21 protein-coding genes are annotated in these 17,503 nt (G+C 40.1%); 18 read left to right on the plus strand and 3 right to left on the minus strand.

The features are described from left to right. Nucleotides 1-75 precede the first annotated feature (75 nt). Genes dapD through NSQ17_RS07060 form a run of 3 tightly spaced genes read left to right on the plus strand, consistent with a single transcriptional unit; the run spans nucleotide 76 to nucleotide 2,292 of the window. Complete coding sequence (gene dapD / locus NSQ17_RS07050) at nucleotides 76-786, plus strand: 2,3,4,5-tetrahydropyridine-2,6-dicarboxylate N-acetyltransferase (protein ID WP_342467980.1); 711 nt, start codon at nucleotides 76-78, stop codon at nucleotides 784-786. Nucleotides 787-820: 34 nt separating this feature from the next. Continuing rightward, nucleotides 821-1,999 carry an N-acetyldiaminopimelate deacetylase gene (locus NSQ17_RS07055; protein WP_268362108.1) on the plus strand — a complete coding sequence of 393 codons (1,179 nt, stop codon included), beginning with the start codon at nucleotides 821-823 and terminating at the stop codon, nucleotides 1,997-1,999. A 50-nt stretch (nucleotides 2,000-2,049) separates the two neighbouring features. Further along, nucleotides 2,050-2,292: a YkuS family protein gene (locus NSQ17_RS07060; protein ID WP_024424725.1), complete on the plus strand. Its 243-nt coding sequence runs from the start codon at nucleotides 2,050-2,052 to the stop codon at nucleotides 2,290-2,292. Between the two features lie 22 nt (nucleotides 2,293-2,314). Here NSQ17_RS07060 and NSQ17_RS07065 read toward each other — a convergent pair whose 3' ends face one another. After that, nucleotides 2,315-3,124, minus strand: coding sequence for a mechanosensitive ion channel family protein (locus NSQ17_RS07065; RefSeq protein ID WP_024719563.1), 810 nt, complete (start codon nucleotides 3,122-3,124; stop codon nucleotides 2,315-2,317). A 271-nt stretch (nucleotides 3,125-3,395) separates the two neighbouring features. Here NSQ17_RS07065 and ahpA point away from each other — a divergent pair, with 271 nt between their 5' ends. From ahpA to NSQ17_RS07080, 3 genes are all read left to right on the plus strand, one after another. Next, nucleotides 3,396-3,938, plus strand: a complete 543-nt coding sequence (gene ahpA, locus NSQ17_RS07070) for a biofilm-specific peroxidase AhpA (protein WP_007498654.1) — start codon at nucleotides 3,396-3,398, stop codon at nucleotides 3,936-3,938. Nucleotides 3,939-4,214: 276 nt separating this feature from the next. After that, nucleotides 4,215-4,673 (plus strand): TlpA disulfide reductase family protein, encoded by a 459-nt coding sequence (locus NSQ17_RS07075; protein WP_008345174.1) that lies wholly within the window; start codon nucleotides 4,215-4,217, stop codon nucleotides 4,671-4,673. 480 nt (nucleotides 4,674-5,153) lie between these two features. Beyond that, nucleotides 5,154-5,735: a hypothetical protein gene (locus tag NSQ17_RS07080; protein ID WP_007498648.1), complete on the plus strand. Its 582-nt coding sequence runs from the start codon at nucleotides 5,154-5,156 to the stop codon at nucleotides 5,733-5,735. Nucleotides 5,736-5,797: 62 nt separating this feature from the next. Here NSQ17_RS07080 and NSQ17_RS07085 read toward each other — a convergent pair whose 3' ends face one another. Continuing rightward, nucleotides 5,798-6,715 (minus strand): sigmaE regulated sporulation protein, encoded by a 918-nt coding sequence (locus NSQ17_RS07085; RefSeq protein ID WP_144678863.1) that lies wholly within the window; start codon nucleotides 6,713-6,715, stop codon nucleotides 5,798-5,800. A gap of 83 nt (nucleotides 6,716-6,798) precedes the next feature. On the opposite strand from NSQ17_RS07085, the gene NSQ17_RS07090 reads away from it, so the two are divergent. The 6 genes from NSQ17_RS07090 to moaD are packed head-to-tail and all read left to right on the plus strand — an operon-like array spanning nucleotide 6,799 to nucleotide 10,929. Continuing rightward, nucleotides 6,799-7,380, plus strand: coding sequence for a molybdenum cofactor guanylyltransferase (locus NSQ17_RS07090; protein ID WP_268356711.1), 582 nt, complete (start codon nucleotides 6,799-6,801; stop codon nucleotides 7,378-7,380). A gap of 29 nt (nucleotides 7,381-7,409) precedes the next feature. Continuing rightward, nucleotides 7,410-8,426: a MoeB/ThiF family adenylyltransferase gene (locus NSQ17_RS07095; RefSeq protein ID WP_024719562.1), complete on the plus strand. Its 1,017-nt coding sequence runs from the start codon at nucleotides 7,410-7,412 to the stop codon at nucleotides 8,424-8,426. Between the two features lie 9 nt (nucleotides 8,427-8,435). Beyond that, nucleotides 8,436-9,710 (plus strand): gephyrin-like molybdotransferase Glp, encoded by a 1,275-nt coding sequence (gene glp / locus NSQ17_RS07100; RefSeq protein WP_342467981.1) that lies wholly within the window; start codon nucleotides 8,436-8,438, stop codon nucleotides 9,708-9,710. After that, nucleotides 9,692-10,219, plus strand: coding sequence for a molybdopterin-guanine dinucleotide biosynthesis protein B (gene mobB / locus NSQ17_RS07105; protein WP_342467982.1), 528 nt, complete (start codon nucleotides 9,692-9,694; stop codon nucleotides 10,217-10,219). The genes glp and mobB overlap by 19 nt, the downstream gene beginning before the upstream one ends. Beyond that, entirely contained in the window at nucleotides 10,212-10,703 is a 492-nt protein-coding gene (locus NSQ17_RS07110; protein WP_041092418.1) for a molybdenum cofactor biosynthesis protein MoaE, read from the plus strand. Before mobB ends, NSQ17_RS07110 begins: the two co-directional genes overlap by 8 nt. Continuing rightward, nucleotides 10,696-10,929 (plus strand): molybdopterin converting factor subunit 1, encoded by a 234-nt coding sequence (gene moaD, locus NSQ17_RS07115; protein WP_008345159.1) that lies wholly within the window; start codon nucleotides 10,696-10,698, stop codon nucleotides 10,927-10,929. Before NSQ17_RS07110 ends, moaD begins: the two co-directional genes overlap by 8 nt. Before the next feature lie 47 nt (nucleotides 10,930-10,976). Here the strand turns inward: moaD and NSQ17_RS07120 are convergent, their stop codons facing one another. Then, nucleotides 10,977-11,354, minus strand: a complete 378-nt coding sequence (locus NSQ17_RS07120) for a hypothetical protein (protein WP_342467983.1) — start codon at nucleotides 11,352-11,354, stop codon at nucleotides 10,977-10,979. Between the two features lie 518 nt (nucleotides 11,355-11,872). On the opposite strand from NSQ17_RS07120, the gene NSQ17_RS07125 reads away from it, so the two are divergent. From NSQ17_RS07125 to pfkB, 6 genes are all read left to right on the plus strand, one after another. Next, nucleotides 11,873-12,493, plus strand: coding sequence for a YIP1 family protein (locus NSQ17_RS07125; protein ID WP_342467984.1), 621 nt, complete (start codon nucleotides 11,873-11,875; stop codon nucleotides 12,491-12,493). Nucleotides 12,494-12,513: 20 nt separating this feature from the next. After that, the gene (locus NSQ17_RS07130) at nucleotides 12,514-13,620 is read left to right on the plus strand and encodes an efflux RND transporter periplasmic adaptor subunit (protein WP_342467985.1); all 1,107 of its coding nucleotides are present in this window, start codon (nucleotides 12,514-12,516) and stop codon (nucleotides 13,618-13,620) included. Next, on the plus strand, nucleotides 13,617-14,303 hold the full coding sequence (locus tag NSQ17_RS07135) for an ABC transporter ATP-binding protein (RefSeq protein ID WP_045034218.1): 687 nt from the start codon (nucleotides 13,617-13,619) through the stop codon (nucleotides 14,301-14,303). Before NSQ17_RS07130 ends, NSQ17_RS07135 begins: the two co-directional genes overlap by 4 nt. Then, nucleotides 14,304-15,497: an ABC transporter permease gene (locus NSQ17_RS07140; RefSeq protein WP_024719554.1), complete on the plus strand. Its 1,194-nt coding sequence runs from the start codon at nucleotides 14,304-14,306 to the stop codon at nucleotides 15,495-15,497. It abuts the gene before it with no gap. 335 nt (nucleotides 15,498-15,832) lie between these two features. Continuing rightward, nucleotides 15,833-16,588, plus strand: coding sequence for a DeoR/GlpR family DNA-binding transcription regulator (locus NSQ17_RS07145; RefSeq protein ID WP_008345143.1), 756 nt, complete (start codon nucleotides 15,833-15,835; stop codon nucleotides 16,586-16,588). Beyond that, complete coding sequence (pfkB, locus tag NSQ17_RS07150) at nucleotides 16,585-17,496, plus strand: 1-phosphofructokinase (protein ID WP_047946873.1); 912 nt, start codon at nucleotides 16,585-16,587, stop codon at nucleotides 17,494-17,496. Before NSQ17_RS07145 ends, pfkB begins: the two co-directional genes overlap by 4 nt. Nucleotides 17,497-17,503: the final 7 nt, after the last annotated feature.

Consider the following 17,503-nt stretch of genomic DNA (forward strand, 5'->3'; position numbering starts at 1 on the left):
CAATTCTTTCACTTGTCATTAAAACTCTCCTTTGGTACAGTAATGAAGTATAAATTAAGAGGAGGACATACATACATGAAACAAATGGACGCTGATGAAATTATTTCATTTATTCAAAATAGTACAAAATCAACACCTGTTAAAGTCTACATTAAAGGGGACTTAGAAGGTATTGAATTTGGTGAACATGCAAAAACATTTATCACAGGTAACACTGGTGTTGTCTTCGGTGAGTGGAGCGAAATTCAAGAAGCTCTAGCATCAAACAAAGACAAAATTGAAGATGTTGTCGTGGAAAATGACCGTCGTAACTCTGCGATTCCTATGTTGGATTTGAAAAACATCAAAGCACGTATTGAGCCAGGTGCAATCATTCGTGATCAAGTGGAAATTGGCGATAATGCAGTCATCATGATGGGTGCTTCTATTAATATCGGTTCAGTCATCGGTGAAGGTACGATGATTGATATGAACGTTGTTCTTGGCGGCCGTGCGACAGTAGGTAAGAACTGTCATATCGGTGCGGGATCTGTTCTTGCAGGTGTTATTGAGCCGCCTTCTGCTAAGCCAGTTGTAGTAGAAGATGATGTTGTCATCGGTGCAAACGCTGTTGTTTTAGAAGGTGTGACAATTGGGAAAGGTGCGGTTGTAGCAGCTGGAGCGATCGTTGTGAACGATGTTGAGCCTTACACGGTTGTAGCAGGTACACCTGCAAAGAAAATCAAAGACATTGATGAAAAAACAAAAGGTAAAACTGAAATCAAACAAGAACTGCGTCAGCTTTAATTGACACAATTCGCAACTGAAGACATAGACGTGGATGATATATCCACGTCTTATTCGTATAGAGGAAAGGAAGCGAGTTCACTTGTTAAATCGTGAGCAATTAATATCCATTCGAAGAGATTTGCACCAAATCCCTGAGCTTGGTTTTAAGGAATTTAAAACACAAGCTTACCTCATCAAGCATCTCGAATCGTACCCAGCAGATCGAATCGAGATGGAAACATGGCGGACTGGACTTTTTGTGAAAGTAAAAGGGACAAATCCTACGCGCGTCTTTGCGTATCGTGCAGATATGGACGGATTATCTATCCCTGAAGAAACGGGCTATCCATTTCAATCGGTACATGAGGGCAACATGCATGCATGTGGACATGATCTTCATATGACCATTGCGCTTGGTATCATTGATCATTTCGTGCATCAGCCAATCAAAGAAGATCTGCTATTTATTTTCCAACCGGCAGAAGAAGGGCCAGGCGGAGCTGAACCGATGCTTACAAGTGATGTTCTAAAAAAGTGGACGCCAGACTTTATTACAGCGCTGCATATTGCACCTGAATATCCAGTCGGCACGATTGCAACAAAGCCGGGCCTATTATTTGCTAATACGAGTGAGCTTGTGATCGATCTTGAAGGAAAAGGCGGGCATGCCGCATACCCTCATTTAGCAAATGATATGGTGGTGGCTGCAAGTGCACTAGTAGGGCAGCTGCAATCGGTGATTTCACGAAATGTGGACCCTCTTGATAGTGCCGTCATTACAGTTGGCACGATTACAGGTGGCACTGCTCAAAATATCATTGCGCAGCACGCAAAGCTGGATGGAACCATTCGCACGCTCTCGCCAGAGTCTATGAAAAAGGTGAGAAAACGAATTGAAGCACTGGCAAAGGGAATTGAAATTGGCTACGAATGCAAGGCGACAGTTCGATACCCTTCAGCTTATTACGAAGTGGACAATTCAAAGGATTTGACAGAGGAATTTATGTCATATGTAGCCGAAGAAGGGCTTGCGAATGTTATTGAATGCAGAGAAGCGATGACAGGAGAAGATTTCGGCTACATGCTGAAAAAATACCCTGGGTTCATGTTTTGGTTGGGGGTAGATTCAGAATATGGACTGCACCATGCCAAGCTGACTCCTGACGAAAATGCGATTGAAACAGCTGTGAACGTCATGACGGCTTATTTTAAAAAGCAAGCAGGTGAATGAATAATCAAATGACCTCCTGTACACCTTATGTACAGGAGGTGTTCTTGATTATGACAAGAATTGGTGTAGAACAATCTTTATCCGATGTAGAAGAGCTTTTGAAGCAAAAAGGGTATGATGTCGTACGTATTCAAAATGAACAGCAAATGGATCAGTGTGACTGCTATGTGGTCACAGGACTAGATTCAAATGTTCTTGGCATTTCAGACACAACGACAAAGGCATCTGTCATTACAGCGTCAGGTATGACGGCTGATGAAATTTGTCAAGAAGTAGAACAGCGTGTTCAATAAAACAAACAAAAGAACCAGGATTTTATGATCCTGGTTCTTTTTGCTCTTTGGCTAGATCGAGTGCTTCTTTCATTTTTTTGCGCAGAATTCGTTCGACACGCCACTGCTCCATCGTTTCAGTTTTTGCAATGATACGAAGGACGAGGGATGAGGAGCCAAATGATTCCACTCCAACGACTTGAGGACCTTCGATGATTTGCGGCATGCTCTCACGAACTTCATCACAGGCTGCTTGCAAAGTGGTGATCATCTGATCCACATTTTCATCTGGGGATAATTCGATATCAACGAGTGCCTGCATCGTCCCTCGTGAATGATTGCTTACATTAAGTATACTTCGGTTTGGAATGAAATGAAGAGTGCCATCAAAGCTTCTAAGCTGTGTTGTTCTCAGTCCAATTTGTTCAACGATCCCATCGAAACCAGCAACCGTTATATACTCGCCGACATCAAATTGTTTTTCCAGCAGTATGAAGAAGCCTGTCACAATATCACTCACTAATCCCTGAGCGCCAAATCCAATGGCAAGTCCTACAACACCTGCCCCAGCCAGCAAGGCGGTTGGGTTATAATGAAATAAGTCGAGGATCATCACAACTAGAATAAAAATCAGCAAGTAGGCGAAAATATTTAAGGTAAGACTTTGCAGCGTTTGAGCTCGTGATAAAGAGACATCATGCTTTTCAGAGAATGCTGAATAGGCACGCTTAATCATCTTGTTTCCAATCGCTCTGATGATAAAATAAATCACAAAAATAGCGATTAGTTTTAACAAAATTATACTGCTGTTCATGATGATGGAAACCCAATCTACTTGTTCAAGTGCTTTCATGATCTTCAAAACCTTTCTATGTATGTGCGAAATGAGAAGCTAATCATTTGTTCCCTTATGCAAGTCATGTTAAACTTTTAATAGTTGGAGCGAGAGATTGTGACAAATCGTTAATTAAATTTATTATTAATTAATATTGACTAAAAATCGCTTAAGTATTATAATTATATTTGTGAAGTTATTAACTAAATGAGAATTTAACCTATTGATTCTCATTTTATATACAGCTAAGAAGTCTGTATAAAGATATTATTTTTGGAGGGATTTACATATGGCAGAGCGTTTTGTAGGAAAACAAGCTCCACGTTTTGAAATGGAAGCAGTACTTGCTAATAAGGAATTTGGTAAAGTGAGTTTAGAGGAAAACATCAAGAATGACAAATGGACAGTTCTTTTCTTCTATCCAATGGATTTCACTTTTGTTTGTCCAACTGAAATTACAGCAATGAGCGATCGTTATGATGAGTTTGAAGATTTAGATGCAGAAATCATCGGTGTATCTACTGATACAATCCATACGCATCTTGCTTGGATCAACACAGATCGTAAAGACAATGGTCTTGGAGAATTAAAATACCCACTAGCTGCTGACACAAACCACACAGTATCTAGAGAATACGGTGTTTTAATTGAAGAAGAAGGAATTGCACTTCGTGGTCTATTCATCATTAACCCAGAAGGCGAACTTCAATATCAAACAGTATTCCACAACAATATCGGTCGTGATGTAGATGAGACACTACGTGTTCTTCAAGCATTACAAACTGGTGGACTTTGCCCAGCGAACTGGAAGCCTGGTCAAAAAACACTTTAATTGATAGTTGAAGAAGCAGTCTAACTGATGTTAGACCTTCAGATTGTTGACAAAGGGCTAAAATGAACTTGATTTTAGCCCTTTGTCTTCTTTTCAGCGTGATAGAAAACCTTTGCAGCCCTAGGAAGGACGAGTACTGGCGCGAAGCGAATGTGACATTTGTGAGCATCAGCACGCAGGACTGACAAAGAATGCGAGGGTTTGTCTACATGCTGGGGTCTAACTGATGTTAGACCTTTTTGTTTCGAGACATACAATGGATGGAGGCGCTTCAAAATGAAATTACGTCAACCAATGCCAGAACTAACTGGTGCAAAAGAATGGTTAAATGGAGAAGTAACAAGAGAAGAATTAATTGGTGATAAACCAACATTGATCCACTTCTGGTCAGTTAGCTGTCACCTTTGTAAAGAGGCGATGCCGCAAGTGAACCAATTCCGTGATGAATACAAGGATCAACTAAACGTGATCGCAGTTCATATGCCACGTTCAGAGGATGACCTAGATCTAGAAAAAATCAAAGAGGTTGCAAATGAGCATGAAATCACACAGCCAATCTTTGTAGACAGCGACCATAAATTAACAGAAGCATTTGAGAACGAATATGTACCAGCTTACTATGTATTCGATAAAACAGGTGCTTTACGCCACTTCCAAGCTGGCGGCAGCGGTATGAAAATGCTTGAAAAACGTGTCAATCGAGTTCTTTCTGAGTCTGAAAAGGCTGCAGAATAGGCTTTCCCCCATTCATGGGGGTTTTTTCATGGGGAAAAATAGGAGACATATTGCACTGGATGAATATGATTGTAGGTGGAATGCCTAAGAAAAGAGAAAATGAGGGATTTCATTAAAAAAATTTCCTGAAACAAAAAGGTATTATGACCTATTTACATTTTTATTTTGAAATGAAAATGTAAAGATTTTAACTTTTTACTATTCAGAACGTTTTTGCACAAAAGAAATTTCAGTTTGGTAAATAACTATATAAATCAAGTAGTATAAGCATTTATTCAAAATTTTTACAATATTTTAAAGGTAGTTAAAAGCCTATAGTGGCAATGAAATGGGTGCCGATTTTTCTTCTTTGGCAAAATTTTAGTTGGAAATACCTATCTGATAGCAAACTGTAAAATGATAAAAAAATAGTTGATAAAATTAGTTTTCTAATCTAATATTTACTATAGAATATTTTTTATATGATGAGGGGGAAATCCATTGTTTAATGAGAGGGAAGCGTTACGTTTACGATTGGAACAATTAAACGAAGCAGAAGTAAAGGTCATCCGTGAATATCAAATTGAACGAGATGCGATTTACGCAAAACTAAGAGAATTAGACCGTCAAGGTACAGGTCTCGTCACAGATACAAAAAAAGAAGTGCGTACAGAGAGAAAAACGGATTCGTTGCCTGTATTAGCTGAGCTGGCTGCACAAGAAATGAGAAGCTACAATCAGCCTGCGCAAACGCAGTCAAACGTTACATCATCTTTAGGAACAGGTCAGCTAAATGGTGCACCTGTAGGTATTCCTGAAGGATCTACAAGACGCAGAAGAGGCACAGCTAGACCTGGATCAAAGGCAGCTAAGCTTCGTGAAGCTGCAATCAAAACATTAAAGCGTCATAATGCTGCGATTAAAAGCTCTGAACTTCAAAAAGAGATTGAAAAAGAGAGCGGTCTTGAAATTCCAAATATGACAACGTTTATGCAAAGCTTAATTAAAATGTACCCAGAAGTGAAGAAACCTTATCGCGGACAGTATATTTTAGAAGGCGACATTCAAACAGAAGACGAATAAATAAAAAAGAAACTGCTGGGCGTAAATGCCAGCAGTTTTTTCTTGCGTACGTGATGAACGGATCACTTTTTTTGATCAACTGTATAGACAATCTTTCGTTCTTTGGGCATGTTGTCGCGCTGTTTTTTAAATCCATCGATCTTCACTGTCATGACCTCTCCACTCCGCTGCACCGCATCAACTTTTGCCTGGAGCGTTTCTACTTGTTCGTTTAGTTTCTTCAAAATCGGTCCTATTTCTTCGGTTGTTTGCAAAATAGGGTCTTGTGAGATCGGCTCGGCATTTGTTTGGGCTGACTGGTCGATATCAGCAAAATGAGAAGCGATCCATTCCTCGCTTTCGGCTAACTGTTTTTGGTAGCTCGTGAGTGTTTCATAAAAAATGGCTTCTTTTGCTTTTTCGATTTGCAGTAATTTTTCTTGTGTTTCATAAAAACGCTCCTGTAGATGCCGCACGCCTTCTTGTAATAAATGAAGCTCTGCGTTTTTATCGCCTAGAGTTTGTTGCAGTTTTTCAATCACAGCGGATAAAGTATTTCCTTTTTTCTCCTCTTTTGCAAGCTGTTTATCTTGGTCTAGTAATCGCTCCTGTAGTTGCTGAGACATTTCCTTATATTTTACAACCTTCAAATGCAATCGGTGCTTTTCCTCTGTTTCTTTTCGTCTATGATAGGTTTCCTTTTGCAGCATTTCATGAAGAAGGACGATTTTATGTAATAATTCCGATTTGCTATAAGAGAGATCCTGTATTTTAGATGATGCTTCGTCTTGGTCAATGGTCATTTCATCCAATTGTTGTTTTAATTGAGTGAAATCCTTTTTCATCTCATGATATTCTTGAGATAGCTTCTTGTTTTTAGCATACGTATATGTGGACTGTAAATCTGAAATCATCTGTTGATATTTGGCCGTTTCAGCTTTTAAAAATAGATTTTCTTGAGACAGATCATGGAATAGGGGAGAAGCATGGCGCCGGTTCATAGGTAGACCCTCCTTATTCATGTTATCAATAAAGTATGCGAAATGAGTGCGATTAGAACAACCATATCAAAGGGGATGAGATGATGAGAATAGTGAATGTGATACTAGCCGGAGGTGCTTCTAGGCGTTTTGGAGGGCCAAAGGCAAGTCATGTCTATCAGGGGAAACCACTATATGAACATGTGAAAGAGCAACTTTTGAAAGGGGAAACCGTCATCATCAGTCACCCGAAGCTTCTGCCTTTTTTCAAAGCAAGAGGGGAACAAGCTGTTTGGTTAGATGATGAACAAGTGCGTGGGTATGGCCCGCTTGCAGGCATATATACCGCTATGCAAAAGCAAGAAGCAGAGTGGTATTTAGTGACGGCATGTGATATGCCATTCATACGAAAAGAGACAGCCGTCGCTTTATCTTCTTATTGCCATGAGCATGTAGATGCTGTGGTCCCGATGGTGCAGGAAAGATTACAGCCGTTATTTGCGCTTTATCACCGCCGCAGTCTTCCGTTTATTTCTGCGTGCTTAAAAGAGAATCAATTAGCTATTAAAGACTTATTACAAAAACTTCACGTCCAGGTTGTTCCAGCCGACGAACTGAACGTGGCACCAAATGAATTTCACAATATCAATAAAAGAAGCGATTTACCTGAAAACGGTATGATATGATACATAAAAACGAGGAGGAGAGAACAATATTGAACGAGCGATATTCAAGGCAAATCTTGTTCACTCCGGTAGGGGAAAAAGGGCAGTCTGCGCTTGCCGAAAGCCATGTCCTTATTGTTGGAGCTGGTGCACTTGGAACAGCGTCTGCTGAAGGGCTTGTCCGTTCAGGAATTGGTACTTTGACGATTGTAGATCGTGATTATGTCGAATTCTCAAATTTACAGCGGCAGCAGCTGTACACTGAATACGATGCAAAGATGCATGTGCCAAAAGCGGCAGCAGCTAAAAAACGTCTCCAAGAGATCAACCATGAAGTGACCATTCACGCTCTTATTGAAGATGCAGGAGTAGAGCTGTTAAGACCTTTATTCCGAAAAGCAAATATCGTCATTGATGCGACTGATAATTTTGAGACAAGAATGGTGATGAATGACTTATCTTTAGAAACAAATACGCCTTGGATTTACGGTGCCTGTGTGAGCAGTCAGGGAATGTATATGACCATTTTGCCGGGCAAAACACCTTGCTTATCCTGTGTGTTTACCTCAATGCCTGTTGGGGGTTTGACATGTGATACAGCTGGTATTATTTCTCCTGCTGTCCAAATGGTGTCGGCTTATCAGCAAACAGAGGCATTAAAATATTTAACAGGGCATGAAGAGCAAATGGAGCGAAAGTTTGTCACGTTTGATTTGTGGCAGTCGTCTTCGTTTAAAATGGATGTATCTCGTACGAAGCAGGAGAGCTGTCCTTCTTGCGGCACAAATAGAACGTATCCATATTTACAGGAACAGCGCAAAAAAACAGCGGTTCTTTGCGGACGTGACACCGTTCAAATCATATCTAAGGATTTAGAAAACCTTTCATTTCAGCATGTAAAAGAGCGTCTGTCCTCTATTTGTGAGGTGGAAGTGAACGATTTTTTAATTCATATACGCTATGAAAGACACCGTATCGTTTGTTTTAAAGGAGGACGTGTATTAATCCATGGGACAAATGATGAAAAAGTAGCCAATTCATTACTAGCAAGACTGCTAGGCATATAGGAGTGAGAAGTGATGGAAAGACGACAGCCAATTCCAGTAGAAGAGGCAGTAAAGAAAGTCCACCAATTTCAAAAACATGGACAAGTCGAATGGGTTCCTTTAAAGAACAGCCTTGGAAGATGGCTTGCAGAGGATATTTTAGCAGATCACGATGTTCCTGCCTTTGATCGTTCTCCGTATGATGGTTTTGCACTTCGAGCAGAAGATACAAAGGATGCATCGAGCGAGCATCCGGTTGAATTTGAGGTCATTGATCATATAGGGGCAGGTATTGTTTCTGCAAAAACGATCGGTCCTTTTCAAGCGATTCGCATCATGACAGGAGCGAAGATTCCAAAAGGAGCAAATGTTGTGATCATGCTTGAATTGACGAAAACGTTTGAAAAAGACGGTAAATCAATGATGTCACTTAAAAGACCTCTGAAAAAGGGAGACAATATTTCTCGGCAAGGAGAAGAGACCCTCAAAGGGAACGTCATGATCAAAAAAGGCTCAAAAGTTACCCCAGGCGTGACGGCGATATTGGCAACGTTCGGGTATGCGGTTGTGCCAGTCGTCAAAAAACCGGTCATCGGTATCATCTCAACAGGTACCGAGCTCCTACAAGTAAGTGATGCCATGGTGGACGGTAAAATTAGAAATAGTAACCTAAGTATGGTGTACGCTCAGGTTCTTGAAGCTGGAGGAGAACCGCTTGATTTAGGCGGTGTATCCGATGATTTTGATCAAAGCTATGAAGCAGTAAAAGCAGCCTTAAGCAAAGTTGATATGCTCATCACAACAGGTGGTGTATCGGTAGGTGATTTTGACTTTTTACCTGCTATTTATGAAAAACTAGGTGCAGATGTGTTGTTTAATAAAGTGGCCATGAGACCTGGAAGTGTGACGACCGTTGCTGCGTTGCCAAATGGTCAATTGCTTTATGGGCTGTCAGGAAATCCGGCTGCCTGTTTTGTTGGATTTGAACTATTTGTCAAACCGATCATTTATAAATGGTGTTTGAAAGAAAATCCATTTCCCGTTTTTACTGAGGCGAAGCTGACACATGATTTTCCAAAAGCCAATCCGTTCACACGTTTTGTTAGAGCATCACTTCATTTTACTGGCAGTCAGCTAAGTGTGACGCCAACAGGTCTTGATAAATCTAGTGCGGTGACATCGATTGCTCATGCTGATTGTTTCATTGTTTTGCCCGGAGGAACAAGAGGGTTTAGTGCAGGTGACCAGGTCAGCGTTCTGCTATTTCACCACGAAGGCGGTGCTCCATGTTGGATGACAAATTAAACATTCTACAAGTCGTGGGCTATCAAAATAGTGGTAAAACGACGCTGATCGAAAAATTATGTCAGCTGGCGGATGAAGAAGAAATGCAGCTAGGCTGCTTCAAACATCACGGACATGGTGGAAAGCCAGACCGTCTGTTCAAACAAAAAGATACGGATCGATATGTTCAAGCGGGTGCATTTGCCGCAGGTGTGGAGGGAGAAGGTGAATGTCACTTTTTCATACGGCACATGACATTCGCACAACTACTCAACATGTGTCAGCATCTTCCTTTAGATGCCGTCTTGATCGAAGGATACAAACAGGCGCCTTACCGCAAAATCCTGTGTGTCAAAGACGAACAGGAACTCATTGATCTTTCAACACTTTCTCATATACAAACAGCCATTTATTTCAATAAAGAAATGCAATTCACTGAGAAATACCCGTTTCCTGTGTTTTCAGCATTTGATAAGCGCGGGATCACATTTGCTTTTAATTTATTGAAGGGGGAAGCCTCGTATGAATGAACTTTTTAACATCACAAAAGAGCCAATTGATGTGAATGAATTGATTCAGCATGTCACAAGACGCAAAGCGGGAGCCATTACGACATTCATAGGCACGGTAAGAGAATGGACAAATGGCAAAAAAACGCTGCGTTTAACATATGAAGCATACATACCAATGGCGGAAAATATGTTGAGTCAAATTGGCCAAGAAATTAAAAAACGCTGGCCCGATACAGAAGCTGCTATTGTGCATCGTATTGGCACTCTTGAGATATGTGACATTGCAGTGGCAATAGCTGTTTCATCACCACATCGGAAAGCTGCATACGAAGCCAATGAATATGCGATTGAACGAATAAAGGAAATCGTTCCTATTTGGAAAAAGGAATACTGGGAAGATGGAGAGGCTTGGATAGGTGATCAGCTTGAAACCGTTTCATACCCGGAAGGAAAACCTAGTACTCTCCAACTTAACGAGAAAGAAGGGAAGCGGCATGATTAGCGTATTATTGTTCGCCGGCCTTGCTGAGAAGGCCGGTAAACAACAAATCATCATTCAAAAAGATCAAACAACGGTTGATGAGATTAAAATAGAATTACAGGAGGTATATGGTGTTGATACTGCACAAAACGTGATGGTTGCAGTCAACGAAATATATACGAGGGGAAATGCTGAAGTGCGTAGCGGGGACACTGTTGCACTCATTCCTCCTGTAAGTGGTGGATAATAGATATTAGAGGACTTGGTTATGGCCGGCGGCTGTAACCAATTTTTTTATGTGTGAAAAGATTGTAGAGGTACTTGGGTATGATCTTCGTAAATAAAACATCCCCGGCGTGCTTTAGAAATGTGAGGATCGAGCTGTTGAATGAGATCATACAATTCGCTGATTCGTCTCACATTGAAATCTGTTCGTGCTTGAAGCTGTTCTTTTAATTCTTTTGTGCTCACGATGCTTCCCTTTTTTTCTTTAATAATATCTACACACCTTGCTGCGTAGTATATTTTGTCATTAGAAGGTCTGCTCTCTTTCATATCAAGTAATTTAAGCTCATGATAAATCAGTTCTCTTTCCTTTCGAAAGTATTGCCATGTTTCTTGTTCCTTTTCATAAAGTAAAATCAATTGCAGTTTCAATTTTTCTCTTAACATTCACTTGACTCCATTTCCACTATCATTTAACCTACCTCTATTTTACATTATATGAAAAAATAACATTTGATCAAGTAAAATCCTTTTATTTTTATTTTTTTAATATGAAAGTATTGTTACTAAAGGCTCATCTGTTCTATAAAAGGCGCTAAACATAGTCCTATAAAGCCGGGATTCATTGAAATTACTAGGAATATTTTAACAAAAAATTGTTGTGTCTAACTGAGACCATCTGAATCCAAAGGAAAAGGATATTTATTCCGAAAGACATGTTGTTTACTTCATAAAATGTTTTTCAGTCAGTAAAATCATGATTTTTTCATATGAATATGGTCGGATCAAGGTATCATTTGAAAGATGTCGTTCATGAAAATAGAATAATAGATTCAATCCTATCACTATGAAAATAAGAAAATCAAATGATCTATCACTTATTGGCAATCTTTTGATAAAATAGAAACAACAAGAGTATGAAAAAACGTTTCCATACTTACAGCACATGGAGAGGATGACATTTGATGAAAGAAACAACGCAAAAACCCACAATTATAGGCGTAAGCACAAGACCATCAGAGCATTTAAAAAGAGTGTGGGAGCAGCCATTCGTTTGGTGGCCTTTATCATGTGTACTTGTTTTAACAGTAGTGGTCACTTATTTGTCTCAGCTAGTGAATGAAGGATTGTGGGCAGATTTAATTTTGCCGATACCTTTTGTTTATGTGATCACGCTCATTGGTTTGGTCATTGGGATTGTCATTAATACTGCCGTATACAAGTTCATCGTCTTTTTAGCAAAAGGTGATGCAACGTTTCAGCAGCTATTTTCAGGTGTGCTTTATATCACACCTATTACGATCATTGGTACGATCATTTCTCATTTAGCGATCATCATTTTTCATGTGCCAAAAGATATCACTATTACCTCATTAAACGCATTCATTCGAATGTCTGGTTCATGGCATGCTGTGTTCGCAAATATCGATCTTTTTGTGATCTGGAATCTTGTTTTAACAGGCTTTTTATTGATCAAGGTCGGCCGCATTTCGCCAAGAATATCTTGGATTATTGTGAGTGTCTTTTATGTATTATCTTTAATTTTTCAATATGTAGGAACTACGATCACCATCAACATGCAGTAAGCTGGAGGTAGAATGTTTTTATGAGAAAGAAAATCATCATCGGATCCATTTTGATTATTGTGATTGGTTTATTTATTGGATTTAACATTGCAAAAAACCAATCAAAACCTGTGTCTACGGCAGCATTTAAAACAGTTAAACTCACACCAAAAGAAATAACCTCTAAGGTGATGACGCCTGGAACACTTTCATTCTCGGAGGAGCAATTTATTTATACAGAAGAGGAGAAGGGAAGCCTGAATCATATCGCTGTGAAAGAAGGAGAAAAGGTGAAAGCTGGAACACCGCTCCTTACATATGAAAATAAGGAACTGGAGCTTGAAGAACAGCAGCAAGCACTTGCGGCTGAATCAAGTACACTAAAGCTTCAACAATTACAAAATAGACTCAATACATTAGATGAAAACCAGGGAAAAAAGGCGGGCTCTGATTCGAAAAACGAGCGAGATCAGCTTGAACTCGAACTCAAAGCCGCTGAATTAGAGCAAAAACAAGCGGAGCTTAACCAAGAAAAAGTAAAGGCACAAATAGAAGATTTAACGATACATAGCAAAATTGAAGGAACAGTCATCTCCATTGAGCAAGATGCTGGCGCAGGGAAGCTAGAAGAGAGACAGCCGGTAATCCATATTGGCAACGAGAAAAAAATGATTGTACGAGGCTTAATCAGTGAGTATGATGCTATGAAAGTCAAAAAGAAACAAAAAGTAAAGGTAACGTCTGATGTCATTCGCGGAAAGAGTTGGCAAGGAGTGGTGAAAAAAGTGGGCGCTGTGCCTGCCCGGTCAACAGCAGAAACAGCTGCTAGTGATCAAACCGTACAATATCCAGTCGAAATTGAAATAAAAGGGAAAAAGCCGGATGCAAAACCAGGCTTTAAAATGATCATGGAAATTGAAACGGACAAGCGTCAAGTGCACACAATTCCTGAAACAGCTGTGAAAAAAGAGAAAGATGGATCATTCGTTTATGTTGTTGAAAAGAATGCACTGAAGAAAGTAAAAGTGACATTAGGTGAAACGTCAGGTCAAGATCTTGAAGTGACGAAAGGTTTAACAAAAGAAGATCAAATCATTGCAGAGCCATCAGATGATATGTATGACGGAATGGAAGTGAATGCTGAATGATTCAGCTTTCAAACGTGACAAAAAGCTACGAAGTCGCTGAGGAGACATTTGATGTATTAAGTGAAGTGGACCTCGTCATTGGTAAAGGCGAGTATATGTCCATTATGGGCCCGTCCGGCTCTGGGAAATCAACGTTAATGAATATCATTGGCTGTCTGGACCACCCGACCTCCGGACAGTACCATTTTCAAGGTATGGAGCTGTCGGCAGCAAAGGATCAAGAACTGGCAGTGATTCGAAATCGATCCATTGGTTTTGTTTTTCAACAATTTTATTTACTGCCTAGATTAAATGCGAGGCGAAATGTTGAACTTCCGATGATTTACGCTGGTATCAGTCAAAAGGAAAGAAAAGAACGTGCGGAAATGGCACTTGAAAAGGTTGGTTTGGCAGATCGAATGAAGCATATGCCAAACGAGTTGTCAGGGGGTCAAAAGCAAAGAGTAGCCATCGCACGTGCGATTGTCAATGAGCCGGAGCTTATCTTGGCAGATGAACCAACAGGCGCTCTTGATTCAAAAACGAGCGGCTCGATTATGGAACAGTTTACAAAGCTCAATGAGGAAGGAACAACGGTTGTGCTCGTTACTCATGAAGAAGAAATAGCTGCGTATACAAACCGGATAGTCGTTGTGAGAGATGGACGCCTCGCTCAAGATAGATTGATACAAGGAGACGAATGAATGAAACTCTTTGAAAATATCAAAATAGCGCTGAATTCTGTCCTTGCTCATAAATTGCGGTCTATTTTAACGATGCTTGGCATTATTATTGGGGTTGGCTCGGTGATTGCAGTCGTTGCCATCGGTCAAGGCGGCGAGCAAATGCTGAAAGAATCAATTTCAGGGCCAAACAATACCATTGATATGACCTATACACCCTCTGATGAGGAGTTAAATGCGAATCCGAATGCGTTATTTGAAGCCACATTTACTGAAGAAGACATTCAAAGTGTTCAAGCATTGAATGGGGTTAAACAGGTTGCCTCCTCCACGGCACAAGGCATGCAATTAAGATTCCAAGATACAACAATAGATGCAACGGTCAATGGGATTAATGAAGGCTACACGAATGTACATTCATTACATATAGCAGAAGGACAGGACTTACGTGAAATCGATTTTAGGAGCGGAAGAAGGGCAGCTGTTATTTCAGAAGGGATACAAAAAGAATTGTTTAATGGAGAGAAGGCAGTAGGCGAGTTGATTTGGATGAATGGACAGCCGGTTGAGGTGATCGGGGTTTTAGCAAAACAGGAAGGGCTGTTTTCATTTGATATGAATGAAATATATGTCCCTTTTGCAATGCTGACAACTGCATTTGGTGTGAAAGAATATGATAAGTTGTCTATTCAAGTCGCACATGCTGATCAAATGAAAGAAGTAGGAAAGAGTGCGGCTGCACGATTAAATGAAAATCACCATACAGACGATGCTTACGAAATGATCAATCTGGAAGAGATTGCAGCAGGCATTGGTCAGATTACGTCTGTCATGACAACAATCATTGGCTCAATTGCTGGTATCTCATTACTTGTCGGCGGCATTGGTGTCATGAATATTATGCTCGTATCAGTCACAGAAAGAACAAGAGAAATCGGAATTCGAAAGGCACTTGGGGCAACTAGGGCTCAAATACTCGTTCAGTTTTTAATTGAGTCTGTCGTCCTTACACTGATCGGTGGGTTACTTGGAATCGCGCTTGGCTTAGGAGGTGCTTCACTTGTGTCACTGTTTGCAGGGTGGCCTTCTCTTGTATCGTGGCAGATCGTATGTGGAGGCGTCCTATTTAGTATGCTCATTGGTATTATTTTTGGACTGATTCCTGCCAATAAAGCAGCGAGGCTCGATCCTATTGAATCACTTAGATATGAATAATCCTAAAGATAACGTTCAAGGTGCTGACAAGAAGGTAGAACGAGATATGTTGCCTGCTGTTCCGCACCTGAAGCCTTTATGCAAAACGCATAAAGGCTTTTTTTCGTTCAATTGAATGAAATGAAAAATGATAGAAATGCTAATATCATGACTTTCTTCTCAATGTCACATATTTTTCAGTTTACAAATGGTACATATAAAGGTAAGATGACCATTGTGAAAGATTTTGATAGTTATTGAATGTATTTGATTGTTTTGTATTGATAATGTTGAAAAAAGCGATTACAATAAAGGTGCGCGCAAAATGAATACGTTTTCAAAAGGGGGTGTTTTCAATGCTAACACCAGAAAGACATCAACTCATTATCGACTATTTAGAAGAAAACGATGTCATCAAAATACAGGACTTAACGATTATGACGGATGCGTCTGAATCTACAATTAGAAGAGATTTGTCAGCCCTCGAAGAAAAAGGTTTTCTTAAAAGAGTTCACGGAGGAGCTGCTAAAATATCTAGTATTCGTCTTGAGCCAGATGTGTTTGAGAAATCTGCCAAAAACCTTCATGAAAAGTCATTGATTGCAGAGGCAGCTGCATCACTTTTAAAACAAGGCGATTGTATTTACTTAGATGCTGGTACGACAACACAGCAAATGATTGACTTTATCGATCCAGATCAAGATATCGTGGTGGTGACAAATGGTGTCATGCACATTGAAGCACTCATGAGAAAAGGCATTTCTTTTTACCTGATAGGCGGATCAGTGAAACATCGAACAGGAGCCATGGTGGGAGCCGCAGCTTTGACAGCTATGGAAAATTACCGTTTTGACAAAAGCTTTGTTGGGACGAACGGCATTCATCCCGAGGCAGGGTTTACAACACCTGATCCAGAAGAAGCGCTCATTAAAAAAAGAGCCATGAAGCAGGCGAAAAAAACCTACATCTTAACAGATGCCTCAAAGTTTGGCGAAATATCGTTTTCAACCTTTGCTAGTTTACAGGAAGCCACCATTATCACAAACGACGCAAAAGAGGATTCATTCGATAATTACCATGAAAAAACGGTTATAAAGGTAGTGAAAACATGATTTATACAGTTACTTTAAACCCATCAGTTGATTACATCGTACACGTGGAGGATTTTGCGGTCGGCGGTTTAAATCGTTCAACCTATGACAAAAAATATCCAGGTGGTAAAGGAATCAATGTCTCAAGGCTTTTAAAACGGCACGGTGTTGAATCAAAAGCACTTGGATTCATTGGCGGTTTTACAGGCAAATATATTCAAGACTTTTTACAAAACGAACAATTACAAACAGCCTTTCATGAGGTGTCAGAAGATACACGTATCAATGTGAAACTAAAAACAGGCGAAGAAACGGAAATCAACGGGCTCGGTCCAAGTATTACTGAAGCACAGTTCGATTCGTTTTTATCCCAATTCACTTCATTAACAGAAGGCGATGTCGTTGTATTAGCAGGCAGCATTCCTTCTTCACTGCCTCATAACACATATGAGCGCATTGCTGAAGTATGTGCGAAGCAAGGGGTAAGAGTAGTACTTGATATTTCTGGAGAAGCCTTAAAAAAAGCAGCAGATCTGAAACCATTCTTAATGAAACCGAACCATCATGAGTTAGGTGAAATGTTTGAAACCAGTATTTCATCTGCAGAAGAAGCCATTCCTTATGGGGAAAAGCTGTTGGAACAAGGTGCTGAACATGTCATTGTATCTATGGCTGGAGACGGCGCTCTCTTATTTAGTAAGGAAGGGATCTTTCAATCTAATGTTCCAAAAGGCAAGTTGATCAACTCAGTTGGTGCAGGGGATTCAGTCGTTGCAGGATTCTTAGCTGGCGTTTCTAAAGGCCTTTCCATAGAAGAATCATTTAAGCTTGGCGTCACATCAGGAAGTGCTACAGCATTTTCTGAGGAACTTGGAACAAAAGAGCTTGTCGATACATTATTGCCACAAGTAAAAGTCACACGCATTTAAAGGAGGA

Source organism: Bacillus sp. FSL W8-0629 (genome assembly GCF_038593225.1).
In the GTDB taxonomy this organism is placed as follows: domain Bacteria; phylum Bacillota; class Bacilli; order Bacillales; family Bacillaceae; genus Bacillus; species Bacillus altitudinis.